8 protein-coding genes are annotated in these 17,785 nt (G+C 34.0%); 6 read left to right on the top strand and 2 right to left on the bottom strand.

What is annotated here, in order from left to right:
- Positions 1–203 precede the first annotated feature (203 nt).
- Complete coding sequence (gene sov, locus BC781_RS15055) at positions 204–7,751, top strand: T9SS outer membrane translocon Sov/SprA (RefSeq protein WP_158281495.1); 7,548 nt, start codon at positions 204–206, stop codon at positions 7,749–7,751.
- A 20-nt stretch (positions 7,752–7,771) separates the two neighbouring features.
- Positions 7,772–9,397 carry a S8 family peptidase gene (locus BC781_RS15060; protein WP_211323821.1) on the top strand — a complete coding sequence of 542 codons (1,626 nt, stop codon included), beginning with the start codon at positions 7,772–7,774 and terminating at the stop codon, positions 9,395–9,397.
- A gap of 72 nt (positions 9,398–9,469) precedes the next feature.
- Here the strand turns inward: BC781_RS15060 and BC781_RS15065 are convergent, their stop codons facing one another.
- Complete coding sequence (locus BC781_RS15065; RefSeq protein ID WP_109619196.1) at positions 9,470–9,829, bottom strand: Hpt domain-containing protein; 360 nt, start codon at positions 9,827–9,829, stop codon at positions 9,470–9,472.
- A gap of 130 nt (positions 9,830–9,959) precedes the next feature.
- On the opposite strand from BC781_RS15065, the gene BC781_RS15070 reads away from it, so the two are divergent.
- The gene (locus BC781_RS15070; protein WP_109619197.1) at positions 9,960–11,015 is read left to right on the top strand and encodes an o-succinylbenzoate synthase; all 1,056 of its coding nucleotides are present in this window, start codon (positions 9,960–9,962) and stop codon (positions 11,013–11,015) included.
- Between the two features lie 71 nt (positions 11,016–11,086).
- Here the strand turns inward: BC781_RS15070 and BC781_RS15075 are convergent, their stop codons facing one another.
- The gene (locus tag BC781_RS15075) at positions 11,087–11,338 is read right to left on the bottom strand and encodes a YtxH domain-containing protein (protein ID WP_109619198.1); all 252 of its coding nucleotides are present in this window, start codon (positions 11,336–11,338) and stop codon (positions 11,087–11,089) included.
- Between the two features lie 200 nt (positions 11,339–11,538).
- Between BC781_RS15075 and BC781_RS15080 the strand changes: the two genes are divergently transcribed.
- The 3 genes from BC781_RS15080 (at position 11,539) to BC781_RS15090 (ending at position 17,721) form a co-directional block, all read left to right on the top strand.
- The gene (locus BC781_RS15080; RefSeq protein WP_109619199.1) at positions 11,539–11,742 is read left to right on the top strand and encodes a hypothetical protein; all 204 of its coding nucleotides are present in this window, start codon (positions 11,539–11,541) and stop codon (positions 11,740–11,742) included.
- Positions 11,743–11,839: 97 nt separating this feature from the next.
- A complete protein-coding gene (locus BC781_RS15085; RefSeq protein ID WP_109619200.1) occupies positions 11,840–12,439 on the top strand; it encodes a ribonuclease HII in 600 nt (199 codons plus the stop codon).
- 143 nt (positions 12,440–12,582) lie between these two features.
- Positions 12,583–17,721 carry a translocation/assembly module TamB domain-containing protein gene (locus tag BC781_RS15090; protein WP_109619202.1) on the top strand — a complete coding sequence of 1,713 codons (5,139 nt, stop codon included), beginning with the start codon at positions 12,583–12,585 and terminating at the stop codon, positions 17,719–17,721.
- Positions 17,722–17,785 lie beyond the last annotated feature (64 nt).

Here is a 17,785-nt window from a genome sequence, read left to right on the forward strand (position 1 = left end):
ATAGTGTATATTCATTTTATGTGAATAATGTTTCTTTTCAAGGAAAATATTACTGATAAGAACTTTTCTGCCTCTAAATCAAGGTAGACCAATTGCTTATACCTGAATATTTCCTTTTTTTAATAAAGTTGTAGAGATAGCTAATTTCAATTGTTTTGACTAGGATAACCAAATTAATAAGGCTGTGTTTAGTATTCAGTTTTGTGTTTACACTACTGTCTAATATTTCAGCTGCCCCAAAGACGAGGTTTCAGCAGATACCTCAAAATGTGGTATTGGATCAAGATACAACTAAGAAGTCTGGCAAAGTTAAGGGAATCAAACCCTACGAGTCCGATCGTTATGGAGACCCTTTTTCGAATAAGAGAACATCTTCACCGGTAATTATTCAAAATCCTGATGCGATTAAGTTAGGTGTTGAATTAGATTCATCTGGAAAGAACTTTAACGTTTCAGAAACATATGATGGGCTAGATTATAGACCAGAAACACAAATACCTTATGGAAGCTATGAAGTTTATAGGTATTTGAAAGACCAAAATGATTATTGGAAAAATCTTGCCATCCAACAAGATGGAGGGGATAACTTGCCTGGAGATGACAACCGTAGAATCATTCCTGTAATTGATGGTGGAAAAGTAGTGGATTGGTTGTTTGGTGGTAGCACTATAGATATACAAACGTCAGGTAACCTTGTTCTTGATTTTGGAGGACTTTGGCAACGTGTAGACAATCCTGAAATTCCAGTAAGACAGCAAAGGGTTGGAGGTTTTAATTTTGATCAACAGATTGGTTTCAGTATGGTTGGTCAGATTGGAACAAAGCTTCAAGTAAGTGCGAACTACGATACGAAGAGTACCTTTGATTTTCAGCAACAATTTAATATTAACTATACTGCGGCCGAGGAGGATATAGTCCAAGATGTTCAAGTTGGTAATGTTAGCTTTCCAGTATCTAACTCTTTGATTACAGGTGCACAAAATCTTTTTGGTGTTTACACTAAGTTACGCTTTGGGAATTTATGGGTTAGCTCAATTTTTTCATCACATCAAGGAGCTACTGAAACCATTGTAATTAAAAATGGTGCACAGACACAAGAAGTAGAACTTCAAGGGTATGAGTATGATGAAAATCGTCACTTCTTTTTAGGTCATTATTTTAGAGACAGGTATGAAGGTGCTTTAACAGCCTTACCAAATGTTGCTGCAGGTGTTGATATCACTAACATTAAGGTATATGTGACAAATAGATCTAATGCCACTCAGAACTTAAGAGGTGTGGTTGGACTTTTGGATTTGGGTGAAGGAGATCCTTTTAATAATGAATGGGGAGGGAATGGGGTTTCTAATCCAACAGATAATGGTAATAATACTCTTTATTCTCAACTGAGTAATATAGATCGTACACCAACAAGTGTTAGAGCAATACTTGAAAGTGAAGGATTAAATAATGGTACAGAATACGAAATATTAACTTCAGCAAGAGAATTAACAGAGGCTGAATATACAATTCACGGAGGAGTAACAAAAAATAGTTTAGGATACATAAGCCTTAAAACTCCTCTCAGAAATGATGAAATGCTTGCAATTGCTTTTGAATATTCTGTTCAAGGTCAAAGATTTCAAGTAGGTGAATTGCAGAACGATATAAATACCTTAGGTTTAGGAGCTACCGATTTGATCTTTATGAAGCTTTTAAAGCCTGCCTCTATTCAGATCGACGTGCCTAACCCTAATAATCAAAGTGAGATTGTTAGGTATCCTGCTTGGGATTTAATGATGAAAAATATTTATTCATTAGATGCTACAGGCTTACAACGTGATAACTTTAGGTTTAATGTTATCTATAGAAATGATGCTACTGGAGCTGATAACCCAAGTATACAGGATATACCTGCGCTTAAAGATTCACTTTTTGTTAGAATTTTTAACGTAGATCAATTAGATAGAAACCAAAGTCGAAATCCAGATAGCTTTTTTGATTATGTTTCAGGAGTAACCGTAAATGAAAATGACGGATTATTAATCTTTCCTGTTCTAGAGCCTTTTGGAGAAACAATGAGTAGTACTCTCCAACAAGTGGGAGCTTCTGGTTTTGAAAGTCAGTATGTTTTTAGTGATCTCTATAGTCAGACAAAAGCAGATGCTCAGAACAATACAATTCAGAATAAATATTATATCCAAGGAGAGTATCAGTCATCCTCAGGTGGAGATATTTTTCTTCCAGGTATAAATATTTCAGAAGGGTCGGTAGTCGTAACAATGGGTGGTTCTCCTTTATCAGAAGGAACTGATTATAGTGTAGATTATCAGTTTGGTAGGGTTAAAATTTTAAATCCAAATGTTTTAGGTTCTAATCAAGATATCAGAATTACGTATGAGAGAGCAGACCTGTTTAACGTTAAAACTAAAAATCTAGTTGGAGTTGATTTAGAATATCATTTCTCACCAGATTTTAAGTTGACCTCGACTTTGCTTCATTTAACGGAAAGACCATTGACTTCTAGAGTTTCAGTAGGCTCAGAGTCTTTGAAGAACACCATGTGGGGTACGACCTTAGATTATAGATCAGAATCTAGGTTTTTAACAAAAATGGTAGATGCTTTACCTGGTATTAGTACGAAAGCTCCATCTAATTTTGTGTTTAAAGGTGAGTTTGCTCAGCTTATTCCTGGAACACCTAAAATAGTCGGTGACGAGGGGACTGCATATATAGATGATTTTGAGGGAAGTGAGATTTCATATAATCAAACTAGAACGGTTCAAGAGTGGAAGTTAGGTTCTACTCCTGTTCGTATTTTGGAAGATATAGGATTGGACCAAGGAAGTGATTCTTTAGCCGTGAACTATAATAGAGCAAAGGTTGCTTGGTATAACATTGATAATATCTTCTATTCAAATGGTAATGGTACGTTTTCCCGACCTTCAAATATTACTGATCAAGATTTAAATAATCATTACATAAGAAGTATTGGTTTTAACGAGGTTTTTCCAGGTAGAGATCAACAGCAAATTTCTACAAATGAAATTTCTTTTGATATCGCGTATTATCCAGAAGAAAGAGGACCTTATAACTACTCCGAAAATGTAACCTCAGATGGTAAATTAAATAATCCAGAATCAAACTTCGGAGCACTTACAAGGGCTATTCAAACCAATGTAGATTTTGAGAATCTTAATATACAGTATATTGAATTTTGGTTACTTGACCCATTCTTAAATGGTCCAAATGGACAAATTGAAGGGGCTACAAATAATAATACTGGAGGACGTTTTTACTTTAACCTAGGAGATATCTCCGAAGATTTAATTCCTGATGGACAACATTTCTTCGAAAATGGATTGTCTGCTAATCAAGATCAAAACAGAGAAAATGACCCTTGGGGAGTAATCCCTAATGTAACTCCTTTGGGAACAAATGCATTTAATCAAGCGGTGCCAAGAGATGCTCAAGATGTTGGGTATGATGGTTTAAGGAATGATGATGAAGTGAGCTTCTTTAGTGATTTCTTAAGTGTTTTAGGAGCTAATCTTAATGCAGATGCTTTAGCTCAAATAACAGCTGACCCATCATCTGATAATTTTAGGTATTATTTAGATGCAGGGTTTGATCAAGAAGATGCGAAGATTTTAGCTCGTTATAAAGACTTTAATAACCCTGATGGTAACTCACCAGCAAATAGTGGAAATGCAGATTTTCCATCTTCTTCAACTAGTATTCCCGACAATGAAGACTTGAACAACGATAATCAAGTCAACCTTACAAATAAGTATTATGAGTACGAATTAGAATTTAGGCCTGAGGATTTTGACCCTAGTTTGCCATTGTCTCCTAATTTGAAATATGCGACAGATAGAATCACAGCTAATGTTAATGGAGAGGAGGTAAATTGGTATCAATTTAGAATACCTGTCAATCAAAGTGATGAAGCTGTAGGAGGTATAGATAACTTAAAATCTGTTCGTTTCATGCGAATGTATATGACAGGCTGGGAGCAACCCGTAGTTTTAAGAATGGTAGACTTTAAGCTTGTCGGTGCTCAATGGAGAGTTTTTGCAGGAGATATTGATGATAGAAATGCTTCGCCAATTGAAGGTGTTCCTGATAATACTGGTTTTACAGTGGCTTCAGTGAATATTGAACAAAATGGAGTGTCTAATGGAGAGACAACTCCTTATGTTGTACCTCCAGGGATAATTCGTGACTTTGACCCTACATCTACAGTGACAAGGCAATTAAATGAGCAATCTATTCAATTGTCCGTAAATCGATTAGAACCTGAAGAGGGAAGAGGTGTTTATAAAACATTTAGTTTAGATCTTATCAACTATGAACGACTTAAAATGGAAATTCATGCTGAGGGGGGGAATCAAGTAAATGATGATGAGGCTGTAGCATTCATTCGATTAGGTACTGACTTTACTCAAAACTATTATGAAATAGAGGTACCATTGAAACTGACAACTCCAAGAACGTCAAGTGCTCCATCGCAGGTTTGGAGGCAAGAAAATAGAATTGATTTAGAGCTTGCTAGATTAATCGATGTTAAGCTTAATCGAGACACAGATAGATTTCCATTAGATAGTGTTTTTGTCAATCCTGAAAAAATTGGGAATTATACAGTAAGTGTTAGAGGTCGTCCAGATTTAAGTAGCGTAAAATCTGCTATGCTTGGTTTACGAAATAACACTCAGAACAAAACAATCGAAGATGTGATTGTTTGGTTTAATGAATTAAGAGTATCAGGAATTAATACGTTTTCTTCTTGGGCTGCCAATGCTCGTTTAGATGCTTCATTGGCTGATTTTGCAGATCTTTCGACCAATATAAGTTACAGCACTGCTGGCTTTGGTGGAATTCAAGACCCAATATCTGCTCGTCAACGTTCAACGAATATGAACTTTGGTATAACTACAAATATCCAACTGGATAAATTATACCTAAATAGAGTTGGTATTTCATTACCAGTACTGTTTTCTTATCAAAGAGGTACTTCAGAGCCTTACTTTGATCCATTTGACCCAGATGTTCCCCTTGACCTCAAAATTAAAACCTTCGAAAACACTAGTGAGGGGATAAATTATAGAAATGAGGTCATGGAAGAAACTTGGGCTAGGAGTATTAACATTTCAAATTTCTCTAAGAGAAAAATGAATCCGAATGCGAAATCTTACCCTTGGGATATTGAGAATGTTTCTCTTTTTGGAGGGTATTCAGATTCTTATACTAAGAGTATGAATATCAATGAGCAAAATGGAGAGCGTTGGAATACAGGCTTCAATTATGCTTATACAAATCCATTAAAACCTTGGGAGCCGTTTAAGAATTCTAAATTTCTTGATGCAGGAATTTTCAGATTAATAAAAGACTTTAATCTGATGCCAATCCCATCTAATTTTAATACCCGATGGGAAGTGAGAAGAGATTTTACTGAAACGCAATATAGGTCTCAAAGTTTTGGTGAATTTGTAGTAGATGAACCACTATATGATAAGAGTTTCCTTTTCAATAGAAATTATAATTTGGGGTGGAATATATCTAATAATTTGAATTTGACATATACTTCAAATGCAAATTCAATTATTGATGAACCCCTTGAAACAAACCTTTCATCTAATGAAGTTTGGAATCAAATTGCGGAATTAGGAACACTAAGAAATTACAATCAGACAATTTCAGGGAATTATGCATTACCGCTAGATAAGTTTCCACTTACAAGCTTTTTGAGTGCGAATGCTTTATATACTGCAGATTTGGGATGGACGGGTTCTCCTGATGATTTTGTAGGTACAGATGGTAATGATCTAGGTAATACTATTCAAAATAGACAACAGATTGCCTTGAATGGTAAAGTTTCTATGACAAAAATCTACTCTTCAATACCTTACTTACAGCGATTTGAAAAATCTGGAGGAAGCCGTAGTAGAAATAGATCAAGAAGTAGAAACAGAGCTTCTTCAAGTGAAGATGTACTACAATGGAGGATTGAAAGGCTAGATGCAAAAATCAAGAAACTTAATGATAAGTTACTTAAAAAGAAGAATAAGAATCAGTACAAGTTAGAGAAGGAAAGAAAAGAACGTGACGAGGTACTTGATAAAATGAGGAGAGAAGTTGAGAAACTCAAAGCTGAAAATAAGCCTTATGAAGTTTTAGAAGAACAAATAGGTGAGTTGGAAAAATCTCCTCTGCCGACAGAAATAAAAATTAAAGAAAAGGCAGAACAAGAGGCATTAGAAAGATCTCAACAATCTGAGGATGAACAGAAGCCTGAAAAAGAATCTAGATTAGAAAAGAAAATTGCGAAGTTGCAGAAAGAAAAATCGAAGTATGAAACTGAGCAAAGAGAAAGAAGAAAACAAAATAAAAAGCCTAAACAGAATAAGGTTTTAGATACTACACTCAAATTCATTACGATGTTGAAAGAAATTGATGGTAGTTATTCCGAAACAAATTCTACGGTTTTACCAGGTTTTCTTCCTACTCCTAAAAACTTTGGAATGGCTGAAGGTTTTGAAGCACCAGGGTTACCATTTGTACTAGGTCAGCAAGATGTGAATTTTGTAGAGGAAGCAAGAAATAAAGGATGGTTATCTCAAAGTTCATCTCAGAATGGGCAATTCACGCAAACTGCTCAAGAAGAATGGAATCTACGAGCCACACTTGAACCATTCACAGACTTTAGAATCGAGCTTACTGGACGTAAACAGGAAATGGCTAATTATTCTGAAGCTATTTTTCAACCAGATGCAGAAGATGGAAAGTTAGCTTCTAGAAGCGGTAGTTATGGTATTTCTTTTTTCAGTATACCAACGGCCTTCAGAGGAGATGAAATTGCATCGGCTACATTCAATGAGTTTTTAGATAATAGACAAGCAATTCAGAGTCGATTGGAAACGCAAAATAACGTTCCTCAAAATAGTTATGGATTAAATGCTCAGGATGTATTAGTGCCAGCTTTCTTAGCAGCTTATAGCGGTGGAAATGCTGAGAGCTATAGTTTGAGCAGTTTCCCAGAGTTTCCTATTCCGGGTTGGACTGTTTCTTACACAGGGCTTTCTAAGTTAGGATTATTTAAAGACATCTTTAGTAGTGTTACTTTAAATCATAGCTATGAGTCGATGTATAATATTGGAAATTATAATTCATCACTATTCTATGAGGCTTCGGCAGTTGGTTTAGATAAGTCAGTTGATGATGTTCCTGATGACATTATACTTGATGAGAATACGAACAATGTAATTCCATTATACACCATTTCTCAAGTAACAATCAATGAGCGATTCTATCCGCTGATTGGAGTGAATGTAGCAATGCACAATAATTGGCAGTTCAGGTTTGATTATAATAAAGAGCGAAATCTCGTCTTAAACCTCACAAATCCTGAGGTGTCCGAACGAAGAGCCGATGACTATAGTTTGAGTATTGGTTATACCAAAGCAGGATTGAAATTACCTTTCCGAAGTAAAGGTTCTCAAATTGTTCTTAAAAATGACTTAACATTCAGTATGGCGTTTACATTGAGAGATGAAACGACTTATCAAAGGTCAGTTGAGAATGAAATAACGTTGATTACAAATGGACAGAAAAACTTTAGAATCCGTCCTACATTAGATTATGTACTAAATAATAGAGCTAGTTTACAGATGTATTTTGAACGTTCAGTGAATGATCCACGTATATCTACTTCGTTCAGAACAGCATCTACTGCATTTGGATTCCAATTCAGATATTCACTAGCACAGTTATAAATTAATACCATTAAAAAAGAATGAAATTCACCCTTAAAAGAATGTTGATGACTCCAGCTTTTGTGTTGGGGGCATTTAGTGCAGCGTTGGCGCAATCGCAAGAACCAACAGAGGTAATAGAAGTAGCTCCAAAAGATTGGGTGCACCTTTCATATAATGATAGCAACATTTATGGCGTTGGTACTTTCAAAGCCAATGAATACTTGAAAAATAAAAAACCGCAGAAAAAAGTAGTTGTTGCTGTAATAGATTCTGGAGTCGATAAAGATCATCCTGCTTTAGCACCAGTGATGTGGGTGAATGAAAAAGAAGTAGCCGGAAATGGGGTTGACGATGATAAGAATGGATACATAGACGATATCAACGGTTGGAATTTTATCGGAGGAAAAGATGGTAAGAATGTAAATGAAGATTCTTATGAGCTAACTAGAGAGTATCTTCGTTTATCTGAAAAATATGCTGATGCAAATAAAGACGAGTTAGCAAAAGATAAAAACTATCAAAGATACCTTGAAATCAAGAAAGAATTTCAGTCTGAAAGACAAGATAGTGAGCAAGGTTTAGTTCAATATGAAGCATTAGATGAGATGTTTACCAAAGCAGCTCGTTTAATGAATGCTTATTTTGATACAGAATCTATCATTTATGATTCTTTGAATAATTTAGAGTCGCCAGATATCAAAATTCAAGAAGCAAATGGATTCCTTTTATTCGCTCATGAAAATGGATTGACTCAAGAAATGCTTGGAGAAGCAATTAATTATTTTGAAAATAAACTTAATTATGGCTTAAATATAGAGTTTGATCCTCGTCCGATTGTAGGAGATGACTTTAGTGATAAGACTGAAAAAGATTACGGAAATAGTGATGTTATTGGCCCTGATTCAGAGCATGGAACTCATGTAGCAGGTATTATTGCCGCTCAAGCAGGAGTTGAATCTGGATTACAAGGCGTAGCAAATAATGTTGCAATTATGTCAATTCGTACGGTCCCTGATGGAGATGAAAGAGATAAGGATGTAGCTAATGCAATCAGGTATGCCGTTGATAATGGTGCTGATATTATAAATATGAGTTTCGGAAAGTCAATTTCTCCATCTAAGAAAGTTGTTGATGATGCTGTTAAATATGCAATGTCAAAAGGTGTATTGTTACTTCATGCAGCTGGAAATGATGCCGTGAATATTGATGAAGAGACACATTACCCAAGCAGAACATACTTAAATTCTCGTAAGAAAGCGAATAACTGGATTGAAGTTGGGGCTTCTAGTTGGAAGTCTGGTGAAAATTTAGTCGCTAACTTCTCAAATTATGGTAAGAAAACAGTAGATGTATTTGCTCCTGGTGTAGATATTTATTCTACAGTTCCGAATGGCGGATATGAAAAGTTGAGTGGAACATCGATGGCAACTCCTGTTACTTCGGGTGTGGCGGCTTTGATCAAAAGTTATTTCCCTGATCTAAGTGCTAAACAAATTAAGAGTATTATTATTAAATCTGCTACCAAATTAAAATCGAAAGAGGTTAATTTCCCTTCTGAAATGGGAGAGGAAGTGAAAGGTAAATTTGGTGAGTTGAGCTCTACTGGTAGTATTGTTAATGCTTACGAAGCAGTGAAAATGGCAGATAAAATGTCAAAATATTAATTGACAATAAATCTGAGATACAAAAAGGGAATACATTTTTTGATGTATTCCCTTTTCTTATGAGTTTAATTTCTAAGCTTCTTTATTGTTATTGTATTCTGTCAGTTCATCAATCACTTCTACACTTTTCTCCATGAAGTGATTACAAATAGCCATCATTTCATCATTTTCAAAAGGCTCTCGTTCATATTGCTCAATTCTTAAAATTTGATCTTTAAGAGAATGCACTCCCATGATGTCAAATGAAGGTTTTAGTTTATGAGCAATCTTGCTAAGTGTCATTAAATCTTTAGCTTCGATACTGCTTTTAAATTCGTCTAGTGCAGTTGTCGTATTATAGATAAATGAATGGATCATTTTTATAATGAAATCTGAGTTTCCATTCGACATTGATTCCAACTTGGCTAGATTACATAGTCTTAGTTTTTCCATAGAAGGCTGTGCTGTTGGTAAGGTATTTATGTCTAAATATAGATTAATATCTTATTTTTGGCTGTTCATATTGAGGTAGAAAGGTACACTCAATATTTTTAATGAAATTCTGTCACCTTGTTTATTGATAATGTTCAAGACTAGATATAAAAAACACATTTTAGATTTCAGGTTTACGGCACGTACTTCTCGTGGTGCTATGCAACAAAAGGAAACATTTTTTATTCAGATAAAAGATGAACAGTCGGGAAAAGTGGGTTTTGGTGAATGTAGTACCTTGAAAGGTTTAAGTATTGATGCTATTCCTGATTATGAGAATCATCTCATCCAAATTCTTAGTCTCGTTGAAAAGTGTGAAACATCGGATGAAGTACTAGAAATAGATGAACTAGTAGATTTCCCAAGTATAAAATTTGGTTTAGAAATCGCTTTAGCTGATTTAGAAAGTGATGCTCAATATCAAGTATTTGATACTCCGTTTTCAAACGGTCAGACAGGAATTCCAATCAATGGACTCATCTGGATGGGTGATAAAGACTTTATGTTTGAGCAAATCAAAGCAAAGTTAGATAGTGGTTTTGATTGTATTAAAATAAAGGTAGGAGGGATTGACTTTGAAGAAGAATGTAGCCTAATGGCCTATATCCGTCAACATTTTAGTGAAGATCAAATAACGATTCGCGTAGATGCAAATGGAGCTTTTACCCCAGATAATGCCTTAGAAAAACTCAAGAGGTTATCTGATTATAAATTACATTCAATCGAACAACCTATAAAAGCAGGTCAGATAGAGCAAATGTCCAAGTTATGTGAGCTTACACCTTTAGACATTGCATTGGATGAAGAATTGATTGGTGTTAAAGAATTAGAAGCTAAGGAACTGTTATTAAATCAAATCAAACCTCAATATATTATTTTAAAACCTTCATTAGTCGGTGGTTTTATTTCATCTGAGGAATGGATTCTTCTTTCTGAAAAAAGAGAAATTGGTTGGTGGATGACTTCTGCCCTTGAAGCGAATGTAGGTTTAAATGCAATAGCTCAATTTACTTCAAAATATAATACTAAAATCCCTCAAGGTTTGGGTACAGGTCAGTTGTATCATAATAATATTGGCTCTCCTTTAGAAATTAAACAGGGAAAATTATTCTACAATAAGTCTCTTCCTTGGAATCCGATATTTTAATTCTGTTTTAACTAAAAAAACCTTTTGGAATTCAGCGTTCCAAAAGGTTTTACTAATAGTTGAATTAAGGATTAGCCCTTATTCAATTGTTGTTTTGCTTTCTCTGTAAGCCCGTTTTTTTGATCAATAATTTGGTCAGCAAACTTCTCTATTTTAGACTTACCTACCTCTACCTGCTTTTCTAAATCATCTTGCATTTTACGAGCAGAATCTGATATTTTTCGTTGAGTATCAGTCCCTTTATCTGGAGCAAGTAATAAGCCTGCAACAGCTCCTGCTACAACACCTGAAAGAAATAATAGAAATCCTTCTGAAGCTTTCATAAACTTAGATTTTTAGGGTTAATCATTTTTGATAGAGGAATGTAGTAAGGATTATTTTCAGCTTCAAAGTGTTGTAATAAAATGGACTTCATTCAACTAAATTGAAAACCGTAAACCATTATTTGGCAAGATTAACAGCAATAAAGAATTAATATTGTTATTTATGTGTACTTAGAGAACAGACAAACATTCCAAAATCCATGAAAAAACTTATAATAACTATCGATAATGACAAACACTCAAAACTAATTGAAAACTTATTGGACGGATTATCATTTGTAAAAAGTATCAGAGAGTTAGATGATGTTGAGGCTGCATCATTCTCAAAACCAAAAGATGATGTCATTAAATTAGATATTCCTAAGGGCGTTAATGTCAAACTAGAAGTGAAAAAACGTTCCTAAGCGTTTTAAGGTGTAATTCATAATTAATTTTCCAATCCATTCTTTTGTTGCTTACATTGCATGCTACTTTTAATTTGTAACCATAAAGTTTTTAGAGTTGCTGTTATCAAATTTTGGATCCGGAAAAATTGAGGCTGGTTTAGATGAAGCTGGACGAGGGTGTTTGGCAGGGCCTGTAGTGGCTGCTGCAGTCATCTTGCCAGAAAATTACACTAATGAGCTGTTAAATGATTCTAAGAAACTTTCAGCAAAGAAAAGGGAGATTCTTAGAGAAGAGATAGAAAGAGATGCACTTTTTTATGCGATCTGTGAAGTTAGCCATACCGAGATCGATAAAATCAATATACTCAATGCTTCATTTTTAGCAATGCACAGATGCGTTGATGCCTTAGAAAAGAAACCAGAACTTTTATTAATTGATGGGAATCGATTTAAACCTTATAATGGTATCTCTCATGAGTGTATTATAAAAGGGGATGGGAAATATGCTTCAATAGCAGCCGCTTCTATTTTAGCTAAAACATATAGAGATAATCTAATGTCTGAGTTGGGAGAAAAATACCCAGCGTATCAATGGAAAAAGAATGCCGGTTATCCTACTAAAGCTCATCGTGAAGCAATTAGAGAGCATGGACCTTGTGAGTTTCATAGAATGACTTTCAAGTTACTTCCAGAACAAAAAGAATTACCATTTTAACGATTATAGAATCCATATCTTTCTCATGATATGGATTTTTATTTTGCCTCTTTTGTACCTTCAAAGCTTTATTTTAAGAAAAAAATACTTGGATAAAATCGATATTTGTTCTTTAGTAGAATAAATTCTTTTGTCCAGTATCAATGACGAATAAGACTACATTATTAAAGAAAATATTGAGAATAACACTCCGAATTGTCATCGGTATTTTTCTTGGTATTTTATTTTTATTGTTTCTTATTTCATTGATACTGAAAGTACCATTTTTACAGACAAAGATAGTTCATGGTTTGTCTGGGGTATTAAAAGATAAACTACAAACGGAGCTTTCAATAGGTAAAATAGCATTAGATTTTCCCGAATCTCTGACTATTGATCAAGTGTATATTGAAGATCTTCAGCAAGATACATTAGTTTATATTGGTCACTTATCTGTAGGATTTAAGCTATTGCCTTTTCTTCATAACACAGTACATCTAGATGATGTTGAAATTGAAGATGTAACAGTAAAGTTGATCGAATATAAATCAGATTCCCTTTACAATTACCAATTTATTATTGATGCATTTACTTCAGATTCTACTACTACTGATCCTGTGGAAGAGGATACAACTGCTTCCAATTTACCAACCATTTTAGCTAAACATATTCTTTTAGAAAATATATCTTTTAGGATGGGTAGTGAATTGGACTCATCAGATATGCAATTTTATGTGGGGCACTTTTCTTCTGGAGTTGAAATAGACTTGAATAAAGGGATCTATGATATTTCTGAGACAGGCTTAAAAAATACTTGGGGAAGTATAATCTTAGCTAATTCTCCTGATCAAGAACCAGAAAAAGAAGTTGAGGCAGATTCAACACCTATTGATATGACCTTTAATCTTAAAAGTCTTGATGCCTCGAACATTTCTTATAAACAAGGTGATACTAGAGGACAAATGCTCCTCGATACCCAATTACCTAGTGCTGAGGTTCAAAACTTAAGTGTCTCATTATTTAAACAATCTGTAGATGGTGAGCTATTGGAAATAGAAGGGTGTGAAACAAATATTCAATTTTTACCGACAAACACTACTAATAAAGATACCTTAGACGTCGCTGATAATGAAAAACCCACAGATGGTTCTATTCAAGAATTATTCGATACGGGTTGGGATATTAGCTTAAAGAAAGGTGAGCTTAATAAAATCGCATTTTCATTGAATGACTATAATGTTCCAGAAATGGAAAGTGGAATGGATTATAGTCATATGGTTTTTGATGACATTTACCTTGAAATCAATGAGTTTGTTTGGAAAGATGATCGAATGAATGGAAAAATTAATTCCATTAGCCTAAAAGAACATAATGGTTTTAATCTTAAAGGATTACAAACTTCCTTTATAGTGTCATCTTACAGAATGTCTTTAAATCAATTATTTCTGCAAACATCGGTTTCAAGAATCACAGGGAATTTGGATATGCAAACTCCAAATGGAATTCTTGCAATGACAGAAAGGAATGGTGTTTATTTCGATATAGATTTGCCAAATACAAAAATTGGTGAAGATGATATTTTTACTTTTGCTCCATTTCTGAAGGAGCAAGCTGTATTGGATACATTATTTGATAATAATCTAAACTTATCGGCAGATATTAATGGTGGCTTTGACAGTTTGATATTTCATAAATTCGAAGTGGGTTTACTGTCAGGAACTGATCTAGCCTTAAATGGATATTTACTTAATCTTTTAGAAGTTGAGAATATAGGTGGTGATGTTGATAAACTCTCATTAGTCGCTCCTCCAAAAGACCTAAAAAAGCTACAATCTGGACTAGGACTTTATCAGTTGAATCTCTTAAATGATAGTCTACTTTTTAATACTGATTTTTATGGAGATTATGATCGTTGGAGTGCAAAAGTCAATTTGAAGTACGGAAGGAATAAGGTGATACTAGATGCCGAAAGAGTTCAGAACTATAATACCACCTTAAATTTCAAGTTAAGGAGTTTAGGTTATATTCTGAAAATTCCAGAATTAGGTTTGTTAAATGGTAAACTGAAACTCAATTCATCTGATATATTTTGGAGTGATAGTTTAGCAACGACGGCAAAGCTTAAAATTAAGAAGTTTGAATATGATAGTGTCGCTCTCGAAAAAAGTAAAATAAAGCTAACTGTTGATGATGAGGTTATTTATGCTGATTGGAGTCTAATAACTCCATTTGTAACAACAGAAGGTAACTCTCAAGTTGAGATAAAAGATTCAATTTTATACGTAAAGCCATCACTGAGAATTAATGATTTTAGACCATCTTTTATTTCTGATGTAGATTCTAGTATGCAGCTATCTTTAGCATTAGATGGTAATTTTATAGCAAAAGATGTAACAGACTTAAATGCTAAGTTGAAAATTTTCGACATAGATTTGGCTTACAAAGACCAACTACTTACCGATAAGCGAATTGATATCGCTGTAAATTCTAGAGATTCTGTGTTTAGGACAGATATATCGGGAGATTTACTCGATATAGAATATAAAATGACAAGCCCACTTGAACGATTAGGTGATGATTTTCAGAATATGATAAATCATTATTATCCAATCTCAGATACTTTGACTGATAGTACTGCTACAACCTTTCCCGACCTAGATTTAAAATTTCAAATTCTTGATTTTAGCTTTTTAGATATGATAGACCCAAATATCAAAATTGATAGGATGGAGCCTATTACTATTAGTTTAGATTCAGATACAAAAGAGATTGAAGGAAAGATAGATATTGTTAATCTATCGTACAGTCAGTACACACTTGATTCTATCACTTGTGATATAATGGGTAATGAGGAGTCTGTAGGTGTAGATTTAGTTTTTCATGATTTATCACCATCTGATTCAATTGGATTTGATTCTTTAGAGTTTCAAGCTGAGTTGAAAGATAAAAAACTCTTTTTTGATATTTATGGAGATGATCAATTCCAAGAAGACTTTACCATATTTGATTTTGGTTTTCAGATAGAAAAACCAGACACAATTAATATTATAAGGTTCAATGAAGATTTTACCATAAGAAATAGGGCATGGAATGTTGATCCCAAAAACAGAATTGATTTATATGCAATTCCCTATTTTGACAATTTTATTCTGGAAGGTGAGGGGAGAAAATTAGATATACAGTCATCATTTCGGAATGGGGTACAATTCACAGATCTTCGAATAGATCGATTTAGTTTAGATGAAATTTTTTATGCCTTAGGACTGGCAGAAGATTCTATTCGAGCAAATCTGTCAACTGAGCTTATTCTTATACATAAGGATTCCACTTTAGATGCAGAAGGTAAACTGTCTATTGAAGATATAGCTGCTAGAGGTCAATCATTTGGCGATTTTAGAAATGAATTCAAATATACAGACCAAGAAAGTGTCGAATTTGATCTTAGTTTGGAGGGCGAAATCGGTAATATTTCATTGGTAGGAGATTATCCTTTTGAAGAAGGTCAAACCATAAGTACAACATTATCTTTAGCTCCTTTTAATTATGCACCACTTAATGTGTTTGCTGAAGATTTTATCGAAGGTTTAGAGGGAGAATTAAATGGGAAAATAGCTGTATCTGGAGATTTAGGAGAACCTAAGGTTCGAGGAGGCCTTGATTTTACATCCTCCTCATTTTTTGTAACGCCTTTAGATGTTCCATTAGAAGGGAATGGAGGAAAGATTGATTTTGATGAAGAAGGAATTCATATCGACGAATTAAGTTTTGTGGATTCTATGAGACACGGAATAACACTAGATGGTGATATTTTTACTGAACACTATCAAGATTTTAAAATGGATATGAAGTTATCTGTAAATGAGTTTACAGCACTTGATAGTAAAAAGAAAGAGGGCGTTCCTTATTTTGGAAAATTCATAGTCTCAACTGAAACCGATATAAAAGGTACTTTTGAAAAGCCAAGAATCAATACAAAGTTAGATATCATAAACGGTACAAATACTACCTATATTTTTTCATCTGAAGGAGAAAATAATAGAGGTGAAGATGTGATTCAGTTTAGACAAAAAGATCAAGAGATTCCTGAAGAAGAAAAGATTACAGGAATGGATCTGGAAATTGATATCGGGATTGAAGAGGAAGTTACTTTTAAAATTCTACTTGATGAACGTACAGGGGATATGTTAAGTGTTCAAGGTGGAGGAGATTTACTTTTTGAATTAGACTCAACAGGTAATATGAGTTTAAATGGAAAATTTGAAGTAACCCAAGGTAGTTATGACTTGACATTGTACAAAGTGATTCCTAAAAGTTTTGAGCTTGACAAAGGAAGTTTTTTGTATTGGTCTGGTGATATCACAAGCCCTCTGATTGATATTACGGCAACTTATCGGGTGAAAGCCTCGCCGTCTCAGTTGATTGAAAGCTATATGCAATCTGTTGGAGGAGGAAGCTTTGACTCTAATAGGTATAGTAAAAGAAGGCTGTTTGATGTGAAAATGAAAATGTCAGGATACTTAGATAATCCCGATCTTTCATTTGATATTTTATACCCTGTTAGTTTAGAGACGAATGATAGTGATAATACCATAGATCAAGCCCTCTCAAACTTAAGAGATAATCCAAATGTCTTAAATAAACAAGTATTTGGTTTGCTTGCTCTAGGAGCATTTATTCCTGTAGATGAAGCGATGAATTCATCTTCAATAAATGAGGCAACGAGTGGTTTGGTGAGTAACTTTTTATCTGATCGTTTAAATGAATTTTCTAGTGATTTTATCAAAGGCTTTGATCTAAATTTTGATGTTGAACAATATAATCAAGAGAACTCATCTGGTCAGTCAGGTACTCGTACAGATGTGGGGGTTTCTGTAAAGAAAAACCTTTTCAATGAAAGACTAACAATTTTGGTAGGTGGAGCTGTAGCTGTTCAAGATGAAGTACAGAATGAAACTAACTCTTTTTCAACAGATGTAGAGGTTGAATACAAAATCAAGAAAGACGGTCGCTTAAGGATTAAGGCTTACAGTGAAAATAGTGATACAAACTTTGGAAATGATGTTTATAAGAACGGTTTGTCATTGCTCTTTCAAAAGCAGTATACAAAGTTTAAAGAACTTTTTGAAAAAACACCTCAAGAAATAGAAGACAAACGACTTAAAAAAGAAAAAAAGCAAAAGCGTAAAGAAGAACGTAGAAGAAGAAAAAATAAGAAGTCTAAAGATTCACCAGTTCTTAAAGAAGAATCGGATAGTTTACAACTGAAAGAAGATCAGAAAGGCTCAAATGAAGAAGAAAAGTAAGGTGTAATTTTTAGCTCATATTTTAAACTTTTTATCTCTCTAAAATTGACTAATATGTAGAGAT

Source organism: Sediminitomix flava, from assembly GCF_003149185.1.
Lineage (GTDB): Bacteria > Bacteroidota > Bacteroidia > Cytophagales > Flammeovirgaceae > Sediminitomix > Sediminitomix flava.